General features: G+C 58.0%; 17 protein-coding genes. 9 read left to right on the top strand and 8 right to left on the bottom strand.

Annotation, left to right across the window (positions count from 1 at the left end; all coding sequences use genetic code 11):
* Positions 1-355: 355 nt before the first annotated feature.
* On the top strand, positions 356-1,612 hold the full coding sequence (gene icd / locus AC3Y64_RS17880) for an NADP-dependent isocitrate dehydrogenase (protein ID WP_042559856.1): 1,257 nt from the start codon (positions 356-358) through the stop codon (positions 1,610-1,612).
* A gap of 78 nt (positions 1,613-1,690) precedes the next feature.
* On the opposite strand, the gene AC3Y64_RS17875 is transcribed toward icd, so the two are convergent.
* A complete protein-coding gene (locus AC3Y64_RS17875) occupies positions 1,691-2,005 on the bottom strand; it encodes a cold shock domain-containing protein (RefSeq protein ID WP_489984715.1) in 315 nt (104 codons plus the stop codon).
* 225 nt (positions 2,006-2,230) lie between these two features.
* On the opposite strand from AC3Y64_RS17875, the gene clpS reads away from it, so the two are divergent.
* Entirely contained in the window at positions 2,231-2,614 is a 384-nt protein-coding gene (gene clpS / locus AC3Y64_RS17870) for an ATP-dependent Clp protease adapter ClpS (protein ID WP_011334948.1), read from the top strand.
* Positions 2,615-2,644: 30 nt separating this feature from the next.
* Complete coding sequence (gene clpA / locus AC3Y64_RS17865) at positions 2,645-4,915, top strand: ATP-dependent Clp protease ATP-binding subunit ClpA (protein WP_007964841.1); 2,271 nt, start codon at positions 2,645-2,647, stop codon at positions 4,913-4,915.
* Positions 4,916-5,132: 217 nt separating this feature from the next.
* Here clpA and AC3Y64_RS17860 read toward each other — a convergent pair.
* From AC3Y64_RS17860 to trxB, 5 genes are all read right to left on the bottom strand, one after another.
* Positions 5,133-6,685 (bottom strand): IS3 family transposase gene (locus tag AC3Y64_RS17860; protein WP_489984714.1). Its coding sequence is split into 2 segments (ribosomal slippage): positions 5,133-6,223 and positions 6,223-6,685, totalling 1,554 coding nucleotides; the frame shifts between segments, so codons are not numbered across the junction.
* Between the two features lie 883 nt (positions 6,686-7,568).
* On the bottom strand, positions 7,569-7,787 hold the full coding sequence (infA, locus tag AC3Y64_RS17855) for a translation initiation factor IF-1 (RefSeq protein ID WP_002553999.1): 219 nt from the start codon (positions 7,785-7,787) through the stop codon (positions 7,569-7,571).
* Positions 7,788-7,899: 112 nt separating this feature from the next.
* Complete coding sequence (locus tag AC3Y64_RS17850; protein WP_489984713.1) at positions 7,900-8,607, bottom strand: arginyltransferase; 708 nt, start codon at positions 8,605-8,607, stop codon at positions 7,900-7,902.
* A 57-nt stretch (positions 8,608-8,664) separates the two neighbouring features.
* Positions 8,665-9,345 (bottom strand): leucyl/phenylalanyl-tRNA--protein transferase, encoded by a 681-nt coding sequence (gene aat / locus AC3Y64_RS17845; RefSeq protein WP_489984712.1) that lies wholly within the window; start codon positions 9,343-9,345, stop codon positions 8,665-8,667.
* A gap of 63 nt (positions 9,346-9,408) precedes the next feature.
* Entirely contained in the window at positions 9,409-10,368 is a 960-nt protein-coding gene (trxB, locus tag AC3Y64_RS17840; RefSeq protein WP_489984711.1) for a thioredoxin-disulfide reductase, read from the bottom strand.
* A 276-nt stretch (positions 10,369-10,644) separates the two neighbouring features.
* Here trxB and AC3Y64_RS17835 point away from each other — a divergent pair, with 276 nt between their 5' ends.
* The 6 genes from AC3Y64_RS17835 to cysG all read left to right on the top strand — a co-directional run bounded on the left by AC3Y64_RS17835 (position 10,645) and on the right by cysG (position 18,217).
* The gene (locus AC3Y64_RS17835; protein WP_178113646.1) at positions 10,645-13,074 is read left to right on the top strand and encodes a DNA translocase FtsK; all 2,430 of its coding nucleotides are present in this window, start codon (positions 10,645-10,647) and stop codon (positions 13,072-13,074) included.
* Between the two features lie 65 nt (positions 13,075-13,139).
* Positions 13,140-13,760, top strand: coding sequence for an outer membrane lipoprotein periplasmic chaperone LolA (lolA, locus tag AC3Y64_RS17830; protein WP_122843733.1), 621 nt, complete (start codon positions 13,140-13,142; stop codon positions 13,758-13,760).
* Between the two features lie 69 nt (positions 13,761-13,829).
* A complete protein-coding gene (locus AC3Y64_RS17825; RefSeq protein ID WP_110719382.1) occupies positions 13,830-15,152 on the top strand; it encodes a replication-associated recombination protein A in 1,323 nt (440 codons plus the stop codon).
* Positions 15,152-15,526, top strand: a complete 375-nt coding sequence (gene crcB / locus AC3Y64_RS17820) for a fluoride efflux transporter CrcB (RefSeq protein ID WP_463554934.1) — start codon at positions 15,152-15,154, stop codon at positions 15,524-15,526. Before AC3Y64_RS17825 ends, crcB begins: the two co-directional genes overlap by 1 nt.
* Positions 15,527-15,541: 15 nt before the next feature.
* On the top strand, positions 15,542-16,822 hold the full coding sequence (serS, locus tag AC3Y64_RS17815) for a serine--tRNA ligase (protein WP_053121586.1): 1,281 nt from the start codon (positions 15,542-15,544) through the stop codon (positions 16,820-16,822).
* Complete coding sequence (gene cysG, locus AC3Y64_RS17810) at positions 16,823-18,217, top strand: siroheme synthase CysG (protein ID WP_489984710.1); 1,395 nt, start codon at positions 16,823-16,825, stop codon at positions 18,215-18,217. It begins immediately after the preceding gene.
* Between the two features lie 133 nt (positions 18,218-18,350).
* Here the strand turns inward: cysG and AC3Y64_RS17805 are convergent, their stop codons facing one another.
* Positions 18,351-19,352 (bottom strand): glutathione S-transferase family protein, encoded by a 1,002-nt coding sequence (locus tag AC3Y64_RS17805; protein WP_489984709.1) that lies wholly within the window; start codon positions 19,350-19,352, stop codon positions 18,351-18,353.
* 147 nt (positions 19,353-19,499) lie between these two features.
* Positions 19,500-20,336 (bottom strand): hypothetical protein, encoded by an 837-nt coding sequence (locus AC3Y64_RS17800; protein ID WP_489984708.1) that lies wholly within the window; start codon positions 20,334-20,336, stop codon positions 19,500-19,502.
* Between the last annotated feature and the right edge of the window lie 54 nt (positions 20,337-20,390).

Below are 20,390 nucleotides of genomic sequence, written 5' to 3'. Positions count from 1 at the left end.
TCAGTAGAGCGTCAAGCAGTCAGGCTGCGGTAACAACCCGACCAATCAGGCGGAAAGTCTCATGCTAGAGAGGCCAGCCGTCGTGACCCTGTGGTCAGCGGGCGGCATTATACATAGGTAGCTGGCAATCTGCCGATGGTTCATATGCAACGAATCTCGTCCATTGGTCTAAAGGTCGCAGGGCAGGATGGCGACTAAGGTCAATGGGAATGCTTGAGTTTGGCGCTTTTCCCTTTGCTTTCAGGGTTGTACGAAACGAGTTGTGCGATTGCCGGGAACAGAGGGTTTGCGTGTTGATTTAACTGGGTTACGCTCGAACCAAGCCAGATGTTCAATCCAAACAATGGAGTTCAGCATGGGTTACAAGAAGATTCAGGTTCCAGCCGTCGGCGACAAAATCTCCGTCAATGCAGACCATTCTCTCAATGTTCCTGATAACCCGATCATCCCCTTCATCGAAGGTGACGGCATTGGTGTCGACATCAGTCCGGTGATGATCAAGGTTGTCGATGCTGCAGTTCAAAAGGCATACGGCGGTAAACGCAAGATTTCCTGGATGGAAGTCTACGCCGGGGAAAAAGCCACTCAGGTTTACGATCAGGACACCTGGCTACCGCAGGAAACCCTCGATGCAGTCAAGGATTACGTGGTTTCCATCAAAGGCCCGCTGACCACGCCGGTCGGTGGCGGCATCCGCTCGCTGAACGTGGCCCTGCGTCAGCAACTCGACCTGTACGTCTGCCTGCGCCCGGTGCGTTGGTTCGAAGGCGTGCCGAGCCCGGTGAAAAAGCCTGGCGACGTCGATATGACCATCTTCCGCGAGAACTCCGAAGACATCTATGCCGGTATCGAGTGGAAGGCTGGTTCGCCGGAAGCCACCAAGGTCATCAAATTCCTTAAAGAAGAAATGGGCGTCACCAAAATCCGTTTCGACGAAAACTGCGGCATCGGCGTCAAACCGGTGTCGCTGGAAGGCACCAAGCGTCTGGCGCGCAAGGCCCTGCAATATGTGGTCGACAACGACCGCGATTCGCTGACCATCGTGCACAAAGGCAACATCATGAAGTTCACCGAAGGTGCCTTCAAAGAGTGGGCCTACGAGGTAGCTGCCGAAGAATTCGGCGCGACCCTGCTCGACGGCGGTCCGTGGATGCAATTCAAGAACCCGAAAACCGGCAAGAACGTTGTGGTCAAAGATGCCATCGCCGACGCCATGCTCCAGCAGATCCTGCTGCGCCCGGCGGAATACGACGTGATCGCGACCCTCAACCTCAACGGTGACTACCTGTCCGACGCCCTGGCGGCGGAAGTGGGCGGTATCGGTATCGCGCCGGGCGCCAACCTGTCCGACACCGTGGCGATGTTCGAAGCTACCCACGGCACCGCGCCCAAATACGCCGGCAAGGACCAGGTCAACCCGGGTTCGCTGATTCTTTCGGCCGAAATGATGCTGCGCCACATGGGCTGGACGGAAGCCGCGGATCTGATCATCAAGGGCACCAACGGCGCTATCTCGGCCAAGACTGTGACCTATGACTTCGAACGTTTGATGGATGGCGCCAAACTGGTTTCGTCTTCGGGCTTCGGCGATGCGCTGATCTCGCACATGTAATAAAGGCAGGCATGCGAAAAACCGCCCGGCTCTGATGGATGAGCCGGGCGGTTTTTTTTGGCTGAAGGTTCTGAAGTGTCAGCTGATGAGGGTTTTCTCTTTCTGCTTGAGGTCGATGGCGGTTTTCACTGTTTTTTCAGTCGCCTTCTCAGCGTCCTTCGCCGTCTCAACCGATGTAATCTTTATCGCATGCAGGCCTTTGGGGCCTTGCACGATGTCGAATTTCACTTCCTGACCCGCTTTCAGGGTTTTGTACCCGTCCATGTCAATGGCCGAGTAATGCGCAAAGAAATCGATGTCTTTGCCATCCTCGTCGCGGCCTTCGCGGGCGTCGGTGTTGATGAAACCGAATCCCTTGGCATTGTTGAACCATTTCACCTTGCCGACAGCCATGCTCAAATCCCTCTGCAACAGACTCCATCGCTGGAGTATCATCCAATTCATCCGCAATCTTATTCGTTAAAAGAATTGACTCCGCGGATCTTTTTTACCCACTGTGGGCTCTATTGGTTGTAACACCGTTTTCCCGATAGTCAAGGTGACCGGGCAGTCGGAGTTGAAAACGTGGACAGCCGCCCCCACCACTGTATTTGCACAACTGACGAACCTTTCTTTCCCATGCATGCAATCAGCCAGATTCGACTAACATTCAATCAGGATCGCCCGCTTCTCCAAAAGGATCTTCCACAGGAGCACGACGACGATTCGGCAGGCGTTGCTGTTCAGGAAGCAAAGCCTGCGTTACAGGCGCCGCCGATGTACAAGGTGGTTTTGTTTAATGATGACTACACACCGATGGATTTCGTCGTCGAAGTGCTTGAGGTGTTTTTTAACCTGAATCGCGAGCTGGCGACCAAGGTCATGCTGGCCGTCCACACAGAAGGACGGGCAGTATGTGGAGTGTTTACCCGCGACATCGCCGAGACAAAGGCCATGCAGGTCAACCAGTACGCCAGGGAAAGCCAGCATCCGCTACTCTGTGAAATCGAGAAGGACGGTTAATCGCCGACCACTTGGGTATGAGGTGAAGCTATGTTAAACCGCGAGCTCGAAGTCACCCTCAATCTTGCCTTCAAGGAGGCTCGTTCGAAACGTCATGAGTTCATGACCGTCGAACACCTTTTGCTGGCCCTATTGGACAATGAGGCTGCCGCCACCGTTTTGCGTGCCTGCGGCGCAAACCTCGACAAACTCAAGCACGATCTGCAGGAGTTCATCGACTCCACCACGCCACTGATCCCCGTTCATGACGAAGATCGTGAAACCCAGCCAACCTTGGGCTTCCAGCGTGTACTGCAACGTGCTGTTTTCCACGTACAGAGCTCGGGCAAACGCGAAGTAACCGGCGCCAACGTGCTGGTTGCAATCTTCAGTGAGCAAGAGAGTCAGGCCGTGTTTCTGCTGAAACAGCAGAGCGTTGCGCGCATCGATGTCGTCAACTACATCGCTCACGGCATTTCCAAAGTGCCGGGGCATGGCGATCACTCTGAAGGTGAGCAAGATATGCAGGACGACGAGGGCGGTGAGTCTTCTTCTTCAGGCAATCCTCTGGATGCTTATGCCAGCAACCTCAACGAGCTCGCGCGCCAGGGTCGCATTGATCCGCTGGTCGGCCGCGAATCGGAAGTCGAGCGTGTCGCGCAGATTCTCGCGCGCCGTCGTAAAAACAATCCGCTGCTGGTCGGTGAAGCAGGCGTGGGTAAAACCGCGATTGCCGAAGGCCTGGCGAAGCGCATTGTCGACAACCAGGTGCCGGATCTGTTGGCCAACAGCGTTGTTTACTCGCTCGATCTCGGCGCTCTGCTTGCGGGTACCAAGTATCGCGGTGATTTCGAGAAGCGCTTCAAGGCGCTGCTCAATGAACTGAAAAAACGTCCGCAGGCGATCCTCTTTATCGACGAGATCCACACCATTATCGGTGCGGGCGCTGCGTCGGGCGGGGTCATGGACGCTTCGAATCTGCTCAAGCCACTGCTGTCGTCTGGCGACATTCGCTGCATCGGTTCGACCACGTTCCAGGAATTTCGCGGCATCTTCGAAAAGGATCGTGCCCTGGCACGTCGCTTCCAGAAGGTCGATGTCGTCGAGCCGTCGGTGGAAGACACCATCGGTATCCTGCGCGGCCTGAAAGGGCGTTTCGAGCAGCACCACAACATCGAATACAGCGATGAGTCGTTGCGCGCCGCTGCTGAACTGGCATCGCGCTACATCAATGACCGGCACATGCCGGACAAGGCCATCGACGTGATCGACGAGGCGGGCGCCTATCAGCGTCTGCAACCGGTCGAGATGCGCGTCAAGCGTATCGAAGTGCCGCAGGTCGAAGACATCGTGGCGAAAATCGCACGGATTCCGCCGAAGCACGTCACCAGTTCCGACAAGGAACTGCTGCGTAACCTGGAGCGTGACCTGAAGCTGACGGTGTTTGGTCAGGACGCGGCGATTGATTCGCTGTCAACCGCGATCAAGCTTTCCCGTGCTGGCCTCAAGTCGCCGGACAAGCCTGTCGGTTCGTTCCTGTTCGCAGGCCCGACTGGTGTCGGTAAAACCGAGGCTGCGCGGCAGCTGGCGAAGGCGTTGGGGATCGAACTGGTTCGCTTCGACATGTCCGAGTACATGGAGCGTCACACCGTATCGCGTCTGATCGGTGCGCCTCCAGGCTATGTCGGTTTCGATCAGGGCGGTCTGTTGACCGAGGCGATCACCAAGCAGCCGCACTGCGTATTGCTGCTCGATGAAATCGAGAAGGCGCATCCGGAAGTCTTCAACCTGCTGCTGCAGGTGATGGACCACGGCACGCTGACCGACAACAACGGGCGGAAGGCGGATTTCCGCAACGTGATTGTGATCATGACCACTAACGCCGGTGCCGAAACGGCAGCTCGCGCTTCGATCGGTTTCACCCATCAGGACCACTCGTCCGATGCTATGGAAGTGATCAAGAAGAGCTTCACGCCGGAATTCCGTAACCGTCTGGACACCATTATCCAGTTTGGTCGCCTCAGTCATGAGGTCATCAAAAGCGTGGTGGACAAGTTCCTTACCGAGCTTCAGGCGCAGCTGGAAGACAAGCGTGTATTGCTGGAGGTTACCGACGCGGCGCGCAGTTGGCTCGCGGCGGGTGGTTACGACTCGGCGATGGGTGCGCGTCCGATGGCGCGTCTGATCCAGGACAAGATCAAGCGTCCGTTGGCGGAGGAGATTCTGTTTGGCGAGCTGGCCGAGCATGGCGGTGTGGTTCACATCGACATCAAGGATGGTGAGTTGACGTTTGACTTCGAGACTACCGCTGAGATGGCCTGACGGCTTGTTGTTGATTGGGAAGGCGCCTTCGGGCGCCTTTTTTGTTGTCTGGTGTTTTTGTGTGTATATCCGTTGCTGCGGGTGTTGCTGATTAGGGTTCCGCCCTTACGGCGAGTCACTTTTTCCAGACGCCCGGAATGCCGGCCCAGAAAAAAGTAACCAAAAAGGCTTGCTCCTACCGGCGTTTTTCAAGGTAGTTGTCGCGTCTACCGTTTCGCTACGCGACTTTTACCACTACGGTTAGCTCCCTTTCAGGGTTCAGATACACCGTGCCGATCGGATTCCAGTTACGTGTTTGACCCGACCATCGCTCCGGCTTTCTTTCACGTGCAAGCCCATAAACCCTGTCTCGACGTGCCAGGATTTCCTTATCTTTTCCGTCATGGCGTTGAGCCGGTGTCACGAAGCGGATCCGGCTATGACGGTGCACGGTGTTGTACCAGGTCATAAAATTCCTCACCCAGATACGCGCGTCATCCAGACTGGCAAACCCATCTTGCGGCCACTGCGGGCAGTATTTCAGCGTCCTGAACAGAGATTCCGAGTACGGGTTATCGTTGCTGACTCGTGGTCTACCGCGAGACGGCGTGATGCCCAAGTCGTACATCTTGGTCAGTAGAGTCACCGATTTCATCGGCGCGCCGTTGTCCGAGTGAAGCACCAGCGGCTGGCGCCAGCACTTCTCCTGAGTCACGCTTCGTTGCAGCAACGCTGCTGCCTTCTCACCGCTCTCTGCTTCATAAACTTCCCAGCCCACAGCCTTGCGGCTATAGATATCCTCGATCAAATAGAGGTAGTAAAACTTCCCCCGAACCGGCGATGGCAGGTAGGTGATGTCCCATGACCACACCTGATTGGCCGATGTTGCTGCGTAAGTGGTTGGCGCCTCATGGCGATGCGGCCGCTTGGCTCGGGAGCGGTGATGCTGCTGACCTGCGGCATGCAAGACACGGTAAAAAGTTGCCTCCGAGGCCACATAACGCCCTTCGTCGGCCAACTGCGGCACGATCTGGCACGGCGGCAGATGCGCATAGATTTTGCTGTTGCACAGCGTAACGATGGCTTGTCGCTCAAGCTCACTGAGCGCGTTGCTTGGTATCGGCCTCAGCGTCGTTGTACGCCCATCTGCCAGGATTTCTTCCGGCAAGTTCCATCGCTGCAGCGTTCTCAGTGAAATGCCTACCTCCTGACAAGCAGGCGCCCTGCGGGCGCCCGCCAAGATGGCTTCATTGAGCCACCCAACGAGTAAATACCGTTCTGGCAACAAGGTCAGTTGTCCTCGTCGTCGCTCCCCCAGTAGGCATTGAGCTTTTTTCGCAGTACCAACAAAGCCGCGGTTTCAGCCAAAGCGGCATCCTTGCGGCGCAGCTCACGCTCCAGTTCTCGGATGCGATTTTTATCGTCTCGAGACTGACCGGCGTTTACATTTTTAACAGCCGATTGCTTGGAGCTGTTGGCGATAAACGCGTTACGCCAATCAGTAATCTGCTCAGGAAAAATGCCTTTTCGCCGGCAATATTCTCCGATTTCCAGCTCCGATAAAGCTGAGGTTTCTATGATGATCGACAGCTTCGATTCGGCGGACCAACTCTCTGCTGGTTGCTTGGCGTCGGACAATTGAGTGCCTCTGGCAGCAGCTTGCTTGCGCCAATAAAAGAGAGACATGTCGCTGCAGCCTTCACGACGTGCGACCTCCGCCGCTGAGAGATTCAGGGGCGGAAGCATCATTTTAAGCAGTGCAGCTTTACGTTCAGGTGAATAGAAAGGCATGACCATACTCTTGCCGCCCCCGGAACGCTTTTTAAAAAACCGGAGACACGACAACTACCCTGACACCGGGGGCTACGTACGGCCCGCTCGCTGGGGCTCGGGGTCCCTTCGCTCCGGGATCGATCCGGGCGCAGCGCCTACGGTTTGCTGCGCTGCACCTCCTCTCGCTGTGTTTGGCTTCGCCAAACGGTCGCTGCGCTCCCACGCCCGGATCAATCCCTCCACTCAGCCTTCCGACGTCGCCTTACAGATCAAGATCAAAAGCAGGCGAGCTGACACTCGGCCTATTGAGTGGTGAGGAGCGGGTGTTCGGCTTTGGATTTGTGGTGGATTTTCCCCTCACCCCAGCCCTCTCCCGAGGGAGAGGGGGCCCATTTTCGGGCTTTTCAAAACCTGAGTTCAACGCGGAATCGCACGTCGGCGTATCTCTTCCAGTCCACGCGGTGAGTTCCCTCTCCCTCCGGGAGAGGGCTAGGGTGAGGGGCTTTTGATCTGGTTTTTGATCTTGCTTCGGCTTTTGATCTTTTGCCCCTTCGGCAGGCCGAGCGTAGGTGTTCATCCGGGGGTAGGCGCGCAGCGCCGTGCGGCGTAGCCGCATACATCGAGAGGAGGTGCAGCGAAGCAAACCGTAGGCGATGCCCCCGGAAGGACACCGTAGCGAGGGAACACTGAGCCTCAGCGAAGTGCCGTACGCCAGGGGCAAAGCCTTTTGCTTACTTTTCGCTGGGCCGGCATTCCGGCGTTTGGAAAAGTGAGTCGCTGTAAGAGCGAAACCGCCAGCGGCAGCACCCGAGAAAACGGATATGCCCCCAAAACCCCAAAACCCCAAAACGCAGACAAACAAAAACGCCCGGCATAAACCGGGCGTTCTGTATTGACCTGATTAGCGAGCGCGGTAAGTAATGCGCCCTTTGCTCAAGTCATAGGGCGTCAGCTCGACGCGCACTTTGTCACCGGTAAGAATACGAATGTAGTTCTTGCGCATCTTGCCGGAAATATGCGCGGTTACGACGTGCCCATTTTCCAACTCCACACGAAACATGGTGTTGGGCAGGGTGTCGACGACAGTGCCTTCCATTTCGAAGCTGTCTTCTTTCGACATGCAGTAAAGCCCTCGGTATCCAATGAATGGCCCGGTGCAACTGCGCCAGGCAAAAGCGGCGTGCATTGTGCCCGAAAAATGGGGTTTACGCCAAGGGGTTTAGGGCTTTGGTTTAGTTGAGGATGACCCAGCGCTGATTAATCAGCAATTCGATGGGGCGATATTGGGTCTTGTAGTTCATCTTTTTGCAGTTCTTGATCCAGTAACCCAGATAAACCGCCTCAAGCCCGAGGCGCTGGCTCTCGCCGATCTGCCAGAGGATGGCAAAACGGCCAAGGCTGCGGCGTTCTTCCTCGGGTTCGTAAAAGGTATAGACCGCCGATAAGCCGTTTGGCAGCAGGTCAGTCACCGCCACGGCGAGCAACCGTCCGTCGAGTCGGAATTCGTAAAATCGGGAGAAGGGCAGGTCGCGCACCAGAAACGTCGAGAATTGATCCCGGCTCGGCGGGTACATATCGCCATCGGCATGGCGCTGTTCGATATAGCGCTGGTACAGATCGAAATATTCTTCGCTGAACTGTGGTTTGACCGGTCGTACCTGTAAATCGAAGTTGCGCTTGAAAATGCGCTTCTGCTGACGATTAGGGGTGAACTGCGCCACGGGAATGCGCGCAGGCACGCACGCATTGCAGTTCTGGCAATGGGGCCGATACAGATGATCGCCACTGCGACGAAAGCCCATTTCCGACAGATCTGCGTAGACATGCACATCCATGGGCTGGCTAGGGTCGAGAAACAGGGTCGTGGCCTGCTCCTCGGGCAGATAACTGCAAGAGTGAGGTTGAGTGGCATAGAACTTCAGACGCGCCAACTCGGTCATGATCAACCCTCGGGATAAGCTGGTGAATTAAGTGTAAGCCACGCGCGCAAAAGTCGCTCAGCAAACCCAAGTGGCATGATTGGGTTGATCCAGGTGTCTGGCCAGATAGCCGGCGAATTCCTGGCGAGGAATCGCCCGGGCGCCGAGGCTGTGCAGATGATCGGTCGGCATCTGGCAGTCGATCAGCACGAACCCTGAATCGTTCAGATGGCGCACCAGCGTGGCAAAACCATATTTCGAAGCGTTGTCGGCACGGCTGAACATCGATTCGCCGAAGAACAATTGGCCCATGGCCAAGCCATAGAGGCCGCCGACCAGTTCGCCCTCATCCCAAACTTCCACCGAATGGGCGAAGCCACGCCGATGCAGTTCAATGTAGGCGTCCTGCATCGCCTCGGTGATCCAGGTGCCGTCAGCGTAATCCCGGGGCGCAGCGCAGGCGTGAATCACCGCGTCGAAGTCCTGATCGAAGGTCACTTGATAGCGCTCTTTGCGCAGCAATTTACCCAGGCTGCGCGAGACATGCAGTTCGTCGGGAAACAACACAGTGCGCGGATCCGGCGACCACCAGAGAATCGGCTGACCCTCGGAAAACCACGGAAAGCAGCCATGGCGGTAAGCCTGGATCAAGCGATCAGCGGACAAATCGCCACCCGCGGCGAGCAGTCCGTTGGGGTCGCGCATGGCCTTTTCCAGTGGCGGAAAAGTCAGGGAATTACGTTGTAACCAAGTCAGCATGGCATCCAGGCTTGCAGAAGGGGAGGGCGGTGCGGGCTGTTCGGCCCGCGATAAAGTGTGCCGTTAAATGACAGGAATGTCGTCCAGATACTTCTCGGCGTCGAGTGCGGCCATGCAGCCCGCGCCCGCTGAGGTCACAGCCTGACGGTAAACATGGTCGGCGACATCGCCGGCGGCGAACACCCCGGGAATCTCGGTAGAGGTGGCGTCGCCGTCGCTGCCGCCCTTGATCAGCAAGTAGCCGTCGCGCATCGGCAACTGCCCTTGGAACAGGTCGGTGTTGGGTTTGTGGCCGATAGCGATGAACACGCCGGCCAGCGGCAGCTCGCGGGTTTCGCCGGTATGGCTGTTGCGCAGGCGGGCACCGGTCACGCCACTGGCGTCGCCGAGCACTTCGTCGAGATGCTGGTTCCAGTGAAGGCGCACGTTGCCGTTGGCGGCTTTCTCGAACAGTTTGTCCTGAAGGATTTTCTCCGAGCGCAGCTTGTCGCGACGGTGGATCAGGTGCACCTCTTTGGCAATGTTCGACAAATACAGCGCTTCCTCGACAGCCGTGTTGCCGCCGCCGACCACCGCGACCACCTGATTGCGGTAGAAAAAGCCGTCACAGGTCGCGCAGGCAGAAACACCCTTGCCGGCGAAAGCCTCTTCCGAAGGCAGGCCCAGATACTGCGCCGAGGCGCCGGTGGCAATAATCAAAGCATCGCAAGTGTAGGTGCCGCTGTCGCCAATCAGCTCAAACGGGCGCTGCTGCAACTTGGCGGTGTGGATGTGGTCGTAAACGATCTCTGTGGCAAAGCGTTCGGCGTGTTTCTGCATGCGCTCCATCAACGCCGGGCCGGTGAGGCCTTCGACGTCGCCAGGCCAGTTATCGACTTCGACGGTGGTGGTGAGCTGGCCACCGGCCTGCAACCCGGTGATCACCACGGGTTTCAGGTTGGCACGGGCGGCGTACACCGCGGCGCTGTAACCGGCCGGGCCGGAGCCGAGAATGATCAGGCGTGAATGCTTCGCTGCGTTCATCAAATACACCTCATAAGCCTTTGTCACAAAAGGTAATGCATGCTCAAATTGAATCGTGGGATCTGTGTGCTTGACTATGCTCAATGCTGGGGTTTGAAGCATGGCATCGGACGCACAAACCCGTACAATGCCGGGCTGTTACAGAATGTTCGCGGTGCGCTGTGTTTATAAAAGCGCCAGCACAGTGTTAAAAGTAGTCTCAGTTGGGCCCGTCAACTTTTTTACCTGCCTGGATCGGGCAGTTTTTTATCGTCATTCAATAGATGGACGCGCCTCGTGCGCAGGAAAAGAAGCGTTTTGAAGAAATCCACCGAAGCACCAAAAACAGTCGTTCCGCTCTGGCGCCAACAGTTGCACTACCGGCTCAAGGAAGGTGCATTGATCGCCATCGGCGCCTTGTGCCTGTTCCTGATGATGGCTTTGCTGACCTACGGCAAGGACGATCCGGGCTGGAGCCACAACAGCAAGATCGACGACGTACAGAATTTTGGCGGCCCGGCGGGCTCCTACAGCGCCGATATCCTGTTCATGGTGCTCGGTTACTTCGCCTACATCTTCCCGTTGTTGCTGGCGATCAAGGCGTATCAGATCTTCCGTCAGCGCCACGAGCCGTGGCAGTGGAGCGGCTGGCTGTTTTCCTGGCGCCTGATCGGTCTGGTGTTTCTGGTGCTGTCCGGCGCTGCGCTGGCGCATCTGCATTTTCACGCGGCTTCGGGCCTGCCGGCAGGTGCTGGCGGCGCGCTGGGCGAAAGCCTGGGCAATCTGGCGAAGAACGCGCTGAACATTCAGGGCAGCACACTGCTGTTCATCGCCTTGTTCCTGTTTGGCCTGACGGTGTTCACCGACCTGTCGTGGTTCAAGGTCATGGACGTCACTGGCAAGATCACCCTCGATTTGTTCGAACTGTTCCAGGGCGCGCTCAACCGCTGGTGGTCGGCGCGTACGGAGCGCAAGCAACTGGTCGCGCAACTGCGTGAAGTCGATGATCGTGTCCACGATGTCGTCGCGCCGACCGTGACTGATAAACGCGAACAAGCCAAAGTCAAAGAACGCCTGATCGAACGTGAGCAAGCCTTGAGCAAGCACATGTCTGATCGCGAAAAGCAGGTGCCGCCGGTCATTGCACCAGCGCCAGTCAAAGCGCCCGAGCCAAGCAAGCGCGTACAGAAAGAGAAACAGGTGCCGTTGTTCGTCGACAGCGCCGTGGAAGGCACCTTGCCGCCGATCTCGATTCTCGACCCCGCGGAAAAGAAACAACTCAATTACTCGCCGGAATCCCTGGCAGCGGTCGGCCACCTGCTGGAGATCAAGCTCAAGGAATTCGGCGTCGAAGTCACGGTGGATTCGATCCATCCCGGCCCGGTGATTACCCGTTACGAAATTCAGCCGGCTGCTGGCGTCAAAGTCAGCCGCATCGCCAACCTCGCCAAAGACCTTGCGCGTTCGCTGGCCGTGACGAGTGTGCGGGTGGTTGAGGTGATTCCGGGCAAGACCACGGTCGGTATCGAGATCCCCAACGAAGACCGGCAGATCGTGCGCTTCTCCGAAGTGTTGTCGACGCCTGAATACGATAATTTCAAATCGCCGGTCACCCTGGCGCTCGGTCATGACATTGGCGGTAAGCCAGTCATCACCGACCTGGCAAAAATGCCGCACTTGCTGGTCGCCGGTACTACCGGTTCCGGTAAGTCGGTGGGCGTGAACGCGATGATCCTGTCGATCCTGTTCAAGTCCGGCCCGGAAGACGCCAAGCTGATCATGATTGACCCGAAAATGCTGGAACTGTCGATCTACGAAGGCATTCCGCATCTGCTCTGCCCGGTTGTGACGGACATGAAGGACGCCGCCAACGCCCTGCGCTGGAGCGTGGCGGAGATGGAACGACGTTACAAACTCATGGCGAAGATGGGCGTGCGAAACCTGTCCGGCTTCAACGCCAAGGTCAAGGAAGCCCAGGACGCCGGCGAGCCGTTGAGCGATCCGCTGTACAAGCGCGAAAGCATCCACGACGAAGCGCCACTGTTGCAGAAGCTACCGACCATCGTCGTGGTGGTCGACGAATTCGCCGACATGATGATGATCGTCGGTAAAAAGGTTGAAGAACTCATCGCCCGTATTGCGCAGAAGGCGCGTGCGGCGGGTATCCACTTGATTCTCGCGACCCAGCGGCCATCGGTGGACGTGATCACCGGTCTGATCAAGGCCAACATCCCGACGCGTATGGCGTTCCAGGTGTCGAGCAAGATTGACTCGCGAACCATCATCGACCAGGGCGGCGCCGAGCAATTGCTTGGCCACGGTGACATGCTCTACATGCCACCGGGCACCAGCCTGCCGATCCGGGTTCACGGCGCGTTCGTTTCCGACGATGAAGTTCACCGCGTGGTGGAAGCGTGGAAGCTGCGTGGCGCACCGGAATACAACGACGACATTCTTAACGGCGTCGAAGAAGCCGGCAGCGGTTTCGAAGGCAGCAGCGGTGGCGGCGATGGCGACGATCCGGAAGCCGACGCGCTGTATGACGAAGCTGTGCAGTTCGTCCTGGAAAGCCGTCGCGCCTCGATTTCCGCGGTACAGCGCAAGCTTAAGATCGGTTACAACCGCGCCGCGCGGATGATCGAAGCCATGGAAATGGCCGGCGTCGTCACCTCAATGAACACCAACGGTTCGCGTGAAGTCCTGGCCCCGGGCCCGGTACGCGACTGATTGCAAAGCAAGAGGCGGGACAATGATGTTCCGCCGCTCTCCCACACGTATTCAAGAGGACTCCCATGCGTCTTATCCGCATGCTGTTGCCAGTACTGGCGTTGACCACCCTCACGGCTCACGCCGATGACAAGGACGTGGCGCGTCTGACCCAATTGCTGGAAACATCCAAGACCCTGAGCGCGAACTTCTCGCAGCTGACCCTCGACGGCAGCGGCACCCAGTTGCAGGAAACCACCGGCAACATGACCCTGCAGCGTCCGGGCCTGTTCTACTGGCACACCAATGCCCCGGCCGAGCAGACCATGGTCTCCGACGGCAAGAAAGTCACCCTGTGGGACCCGGATCTGGAACAGGCGACCATCAAGAAACTCGACGAGCGTCTGACCCAGACCCCGGCGCTGCTGCTGTCCGGTGATGTGTCGAAGATCAGCCAGAGCTTTGATATCAGCGCGAAAGAGGCGGGCGGCGTGATCGACTTCACCCTCAAGCCGAAAACCAAGGACACCCTGTTCGACAACCTGCGGCTGTCGTTCCGCAACGGTCTGCTCAATGACATGCAACTGATCGACAGCGTTGGCCAGCGTACCAACATCCTGTTTACCGGGGTCAAGGCCAACGAGCCAGTGCCAGCAACGAAGTTCAAGTTCGACATCCCCAAGGGTGCCGACGTGATCCAGGAATAAACGCAATCCCTGTGGGAGCAAGCTCGCTCCCACAGGGATTGTTGTCCCAGTGAGGTTTCAAAGGTAGTGATGGATCTGTTTCGCAGTGCACCGATTGCCCAGCCACTGGCCGCGCGTTTGCGTGCGACCAATCTGGATGAGTACGTCGGTCAGGAGCACGTGCTCGCTCGCGGCAAGCCTCTGCGTGAGGCGCTGGAGCAGGGTGCCCTGCATTCGATGATCTTCTGGGGTCCGCCGGGCGTGGGTAAAACCACCTTGGCGCGGTTGCTCGCGGAAGTCTCCGATGCGCATTTCGAAACGGTTTCAGCAGTGCTCGCCGGGGTCAAAGAGATCCGTCAGGCTGTTGAAATCGCCAAGCAGCAGGCCGGTCAGTACGGCAAGCGCACGATTCTGTTCGTCGATGAAGTGCATCGTTTCAACAAGTCGCAGCAGGATGCTTTTCTGCCGTACGTTGAAGACGGCACGCTGATCTTCATCGGCGCCACCACCGAAAACCCTTCCTTCGAACTCAACAACGCCTTGTTGTCGCGGGCCCGCGTCTACGTCCTGAAAAGCCTCGACGAAGCGGCGCTGCGCAAACTGGTGCACCGCGCGCTCACCGAAGAGCGCGGCCTGGGCAAGCGCAATTTGACGTTGAACGACGAAGGCTTCCAGATGCTGCTGTCCGCCGCCGATGGCGATGGCCGGCGCTTGCTCAATCTGCTGGAAAACGCTTCCGACCTGGCCGAAGACGACAGCGAAATCGGCACCGAGCTGTTGCAAAGCCTGCTCGGCGATACGCGCCGACGCTTCGACAAGGGCGGCGAAGCGTTCTACGACCAGATATCGGCGCTGCATAAATCGGTGCGCGGCTCCAACCCCGACGGCGCGCTGTACTGGTTTGCGCGGATGATCGACGGCGGTTGCGATCCGCTTTACCTGGCCCGGCGCGTGGTGCGTATGGCCAGCGAAGACATCGGCAACGCCGATCCGCGCGCCCTGAGCCTGTGCCTTGCGGCGTGGGAAGTGCAGGAACGCCTCGGCAGCCCGGAAGGCGAGTTGGCCGTGGCCCAGGCCATCACCTATCTGGCTTGCGCGCCGAAAAGCAACGCGGTGTACATGGGTTTCAAAACCGCTCTGCGCGCCGCCGCTGAAAACGGCTCGCTGGAAGTGCCGCTGCATCTGCGTAACGCACCGACCAAACTGATGAAGCAATTGGGTTACGGCGACGAATACCGCTACGCCCACGACGAGCCGGATGCTTATGCCGCCGGCGAAGATTATTTCCCGGAAGAACTCGAACCGATCCCGTTCTACCAACCGGTGCCTCGCGGCCTGGAATTGAAGATCGGCGAGAAGCTCAACCACCTCGCCCAACTCGACCGTTTAAGCCCTCGGCAGCGGAGAAAATAGTGGTTCCACTGATTATTGCAGTCTCCGTCGGCGGCATGGCCGGCACCTTGTTGCGCTTCGCCACCGGTAATTGGATAAGCGCCAATTGGCCGCGGCACTTCTATACCGCGACGCTGGCCGTTAATATCGTGGGCTGTCTGTTGATTGGCCTGTTGTACGGCCTGTTTTTGATACGCCCGGAAGTGCCGATCGAGGTGCGCGCCGGGTTGATGGTCGGCTTCCTTGGGGGGCTGACGACTTTTTCATCCTTTTCACTGGATACGGTGCGCCTGCTGGAAAGCGGGCAAGTGCCGCTGGCCCTGGGCTATGCGGCACTCAGCGTATTCGGCGGGCTGCTCGCGACGTGGGCTGGCCTGTCTTTGACCAAACTTTGATAACGAGAAACCGACATGCTCGATTCCAAACTGTTACGTAGCAACCTTCAGGACGTAGCGGACCGCCTGGCTTCCCGTGGCTTTGCCCTGGATACCGCGCGCATCGAAGCGCTGGAAGAACAGCGCAAGACCGTCCAGACCCGCACCGAAGCACTGCAGGCTGAACGTAACGCGCGTTCCAAATCCATCGGTCAGGCCAAACAGCGCGGCGAAGACATCGCGCCGCTGATGGCGGATGTCGAGCGCATGGCGGGCGAACTGAGCGCCGGTAAAGTCGAACTGGACGCAATCCAGACCGAACTGGACTCGATCGTGCTCGGCATTCCCAACCTGCCGCACGAATCCGTTCCGGTCGGCAAAGACGAAGACGACAACGTCGAAGTGCGCCGCTGGGGCACGCCGACCGCTTTCGATTTCGAAGTGAAAGACCACGTTGCCCTGGGCGAGAAGTTCGGCTGGCTGGATTTTGAAACTGCCGCCAAGCTGTCCGGCGCACGCTTTGCTCTGCTGCGTGGCCCGATAGCCCGTCTGCACCGCGCCCTGGCGCAATTCATGATCAACCTGCACGTCAACGAGCATGGCTACGAAGAGGCTTACACGCCTTATCTGGTTCAGGCGCCGGCGCTGCAAGGCACCGGTCAACTGCCGAAGTTCGAAGAAGACCTGTTCAAGATCGCTCGCGAAGGCGAAGCCGATCTGTACCTGATCCCGACCGCCGAAGTGTCGCTGACCAACATTGTTGCCGGTGAAATCGTCGATTCGAAACTGCTGCCGATCAAGTTCGTTGCGCACACTCCGTGCTTCCGCAGTGAAGCCGGTGCGTCGGGTCGTGACACCCGTGGCATGATCCGTCAGCACCAGTTCGACAAAGTTGAAATGGTCCAGATCGTTGAGCCGTCCACCTCGATGGAAGCGCTGGAAGGCCTGACCGCCAACGCTGAAAAAGTCCTGCAGTTGCTGGGTCTGCCTTACCGCACCCTGGCGCTGTGCACCGGCGACATGGGCTTCAGCGCGGTCAAGACATACGACCTCGAAGTGTGGATCCCGAGCCAGGACAAGTACCGCGAGATTTCGTCGTGCTCGAACTGCGGCGACTTCCAGGCCCGCCGCATGCAGGCGCGTTTCCGCAACCCGGAAACCGGCAAGCCTGAGCTGGTGCACACCTTGAACGGTTCCGGTCTTGCCGTAGGTCGCACCCTGGTTGCCGTGCTGGAAAACTACCAGCAGGCCGACGGTTCGATCCGTGTTCCGGACGTACTGAAGCCGTACATGGGTGGCCTTGAGGTCATCGGCTAAATGAAATATCTGCCGCTGTTTCACAACCTGCGCGGCAGTCGTGTGTTGGTCGTCGGTGGGGGGGAAATTGCCTTGCGCAAATCCCGTCTGCTGGCCGATGCCGGTGCGCTGCTGCGGGTGGTCGCACCTGAAATCGAAACGCAACTGCGTGAACTGGTCACAGCTTCTGGCGGTGAATGCCTGTTGCGCGGTTACGTCGAGACGGATCTGGACGGTTGCGGGCTGATCATTGCCGCCACCGACGATGAGACGCTGAACGCACAGGTTTCCACTGACGCTCATCGGCGCTGCGTGCCGGTCAACGTGGTCGATGCGCCTGCCCTGTGCAGCGTGATCTTCCCGGCGATCGTCGACCGTTCGCCGTTGATCATCGCGGTGTCCAGCGGCGGCGATGCGCCGGTGCTGGCGCGGCTGATCCGCGCCAAGATCGAAACCTGGATTCCATCGACCTACGGCCAATTGGCCGGACTTGCCGCACGTTTTCGCAATCAGGTGAAAAGCCTGTTTCCGGATGTGCAGCAGCGTCGTGGCTTCTGGGAAGACGTGTTTCAAGGGCCGATTGCCGACCGCCAACTGGCCGGGCAGGGCGCCGAGGCCGAGCGTCTGCTGCAAGCCAAGATCGATGGCGAAGCCATGGTCACGACTGGCGAGGTTTATCTGGTCGGGGCAGGGCCGGGCGATCCTGATCTGTTGACGTTCAAGGCTTTGCGTTTGATGCAGCAAGCCGACGTGGTGTTGTACGACCGTTTGGTCGCGCCAGCGATTCTGGAGTTGTGCCGTCGCGATGCCGAGCGCGTGTATGTCGGCAAGCGTCGTGCCGATCACGCGGTGCCGCAGGATCAGATCAACCAGCAACTGGTCGATCTGGCCAAGGCTGGCAAGCGTGTGGTGCGGTTGAAGGGCGGTGATCCGTTCATCTTCGGCCGTGGTGGCGAAGAGATCGAAGAACTGGCCGCCCACGGTATTCCGTTCCAGGTGGTGCCAGGTATCACGGCAGCCAGTGGTTGTGCGGCGTACGCCGGGATTCCGCTGACCCATCGTGATTACGCGCAGTCAGTGCGCTTTGTCACCGGGCATTTGAAGGACGGTTCCACCGATCTGCCTTGGTCCGACCTTGTCGCGCCGGCGCAGACGCTGGTGTTCTACATGGGCCTGGTCGGGTTGCCGGTGATCTGCGAACAACTGATCAAACACGGTCGCTCGGCGGATACCCCGGCGGCGTTGATTCAGCAGGGCACCACGGTCAATCAGCGGGTCTTTACCGGCACGCTGGCGGATCTGCCACGCATGGTGGCGGAGCATGAAGTGCATGCGCCGACCTTGGTCATCGTTGGGGAAGTGGTGCAACTGCGCGAGAAACTGGCGTGGTTCGAAGGGGCTCAGGCGCAAGTCTGAAAACCGAGTTGACCCCAATCGCTGGCAAGCCAGCTCCCACAGGTTTTGTGTTGAAGCTGCAATCTTCAGCATCACCAAAATCCCTGTGGGAGCTGGCTTGCCAGCGATAGGGCGCTCAAAAACAGTACAAATCTCAACCCCGCCGCCAAACCCCTTTCCCAGTCAACCGCGCCCGATCATGGGCCATGGTGAAATCCTGTTCCGGCCCCTTCGGCACAATCCCGGTCGGGTTAATCGTCTTGTGGCTGCCGTAGTAGTGATTTTTGATGTGCTGGAAATCCACCGTCTCGCCAATCCCCGGCATCTGATACATCTCCCGCAGCCAGTTCGACAGGTTCGGATAATCGGCAATGCGCCGCAGGTTGCACTTGAAGTGCCCGTGGTACACCGCATCAAACCGAATCATCGTGGTGAACAGGCGCACGTCCGCTTCGGTCAGGTATTCGCCGCTCAGATAGCGGTTTGCGCCTAAAACGCCTTCCAGGTGATCGAGTTCGGCAAACACCTCATCAAACGCTTCTTCATAGGCCTGTTGCGAGGTGGCAAAACCTGCGCGGTACACGCCGTTGTTCACGGCGGGATAGATGCGATCGTTCAGCGCATCGATCTCCTTGCGCAGCGGCGCTGGGTAGAAATCCAGGTCGTTACCGGTGAGCTCATCAAACGCGCTGTTGAACATGCGGATGATCTCCGCCGATTCATTGCTGACGATGCGCTTGAGTTTCTTGTCCCACAGCACCGGCACGGTGACCCGACCCGTGTAGTCGGCGGTGTCAGCGGTATAGCGCTGGTGCATGAATTCGAAGTTGTCGAGCTTGTCGCCGGTCGAGCCGAGCGCCTTGTCGAAGGTCCAGCCGTTTTCCAGCATCAGCCAGCTGACCACAGAAACGTCGATCAGACTTTCCAGACCTTTGAGTTTGCGCAGGATCAGCGTGCGGTGCGCCCACGGACAGGCCAGCGAAACGTAGAGATGATAGCGCCCGGCTTCAGCGGCAAAACCGCCTTCACCGCTTGGACCCGGCTGGCCGTCAGCGGTGACCCAGTTGCGGCGTTGTGCCTGTTCGCGCTGGAACGCGCCGTCCTTGCTGCTTTCGTACCACTTGTCCTGCCAGTGGCCATCGACGAGTAAACCCATGATCAAGACTCCGTAAACCAATGTTCGTTGGAGTCGAGTTTATTCCGATGAGTTCGAACAAAAAGCGCAAAGATCGGGCGCGAATGATCGGTTAAATCGATTTGTGAGCGGCACTGCCCTAGTAGAAGGCAAGGGCAATGCCTTGTCTCAACCTTGACCTATGTGCCAGCTAGCGAGCACCAGCGTTTCTTTTACCTGAACGGGATTGATGTTCCTGATCTGGGTTTCAATCAGGATGCGCGGTAGCACCTTACCGAGAATGACCTCGGTCGGTAACTCGTCAGCTGCCCTCCAACCTGCGCCTATGGCCAGATCCCTCATCGAATCGAATTCGAATTTTGATAGCATCGCCGCGACTTCGGCTTCGGACAGATACACCGGTGCACTCAGCTGGGGGCGGCGGTCCCGCCAGACATCAAGCTTTGTCCCGGGAGCAGCATGGCCGCTTTCATACCAATCCACGATCGCGTGCGCGACGTTGACGCGATCAGCGCTGTCAGTAACAACAAATGGCAGCCAGTCCTGGACCGCTTTGGAGCAAAGTAATTGAATGGCGCCAGCGATTTGTGCTGCCTTCTTAAGGCGATCGGCGCGAAAATTCACTTGGTGGACTTCGTCTTGAAATGCCGCTGCATATTTTTCCAAGTCGACAAGTTCGACGTGCAGCTTCAGAGGCTCTTCTTTAGCGGCCGCAACCGATAGCCGATTGATGGTCAACTTGAAATCGTTTGGGGGAGTTATTACGCCAAAAACAGGAGATAGCTTGATATGCACGGTCGGGACAGGCGTTTCAAATGTCGCCGCTGTCGTATGGATTGCTGACTCACGACGTTCGAGCTCTCGAATGGCAGCATCCTCAGCGCCTGCTTTCCATTCGCGAAGCAACTGAGGCGTATAGCGTTTTTCGTCGTTGTCGATGAGTTTTGCGCAGCTCTGACACAACCAGATCGCATTGCTGATACTCGCCCGATCCTCGTTGAGCATGTTTCTGTCGTACCGCGGCCCTCCTTCCGATGCCGCATGGATATGAGCTGCTAC

The organism is Pseudomonas sp. 4CAES_32.4 (assembly GCF_058136335.1).
The sequence above is the reverse complement of the archived record's forward strand: the minus strand, read 5'-3'. Positions and strand labels throughout refer to the sequence as shown.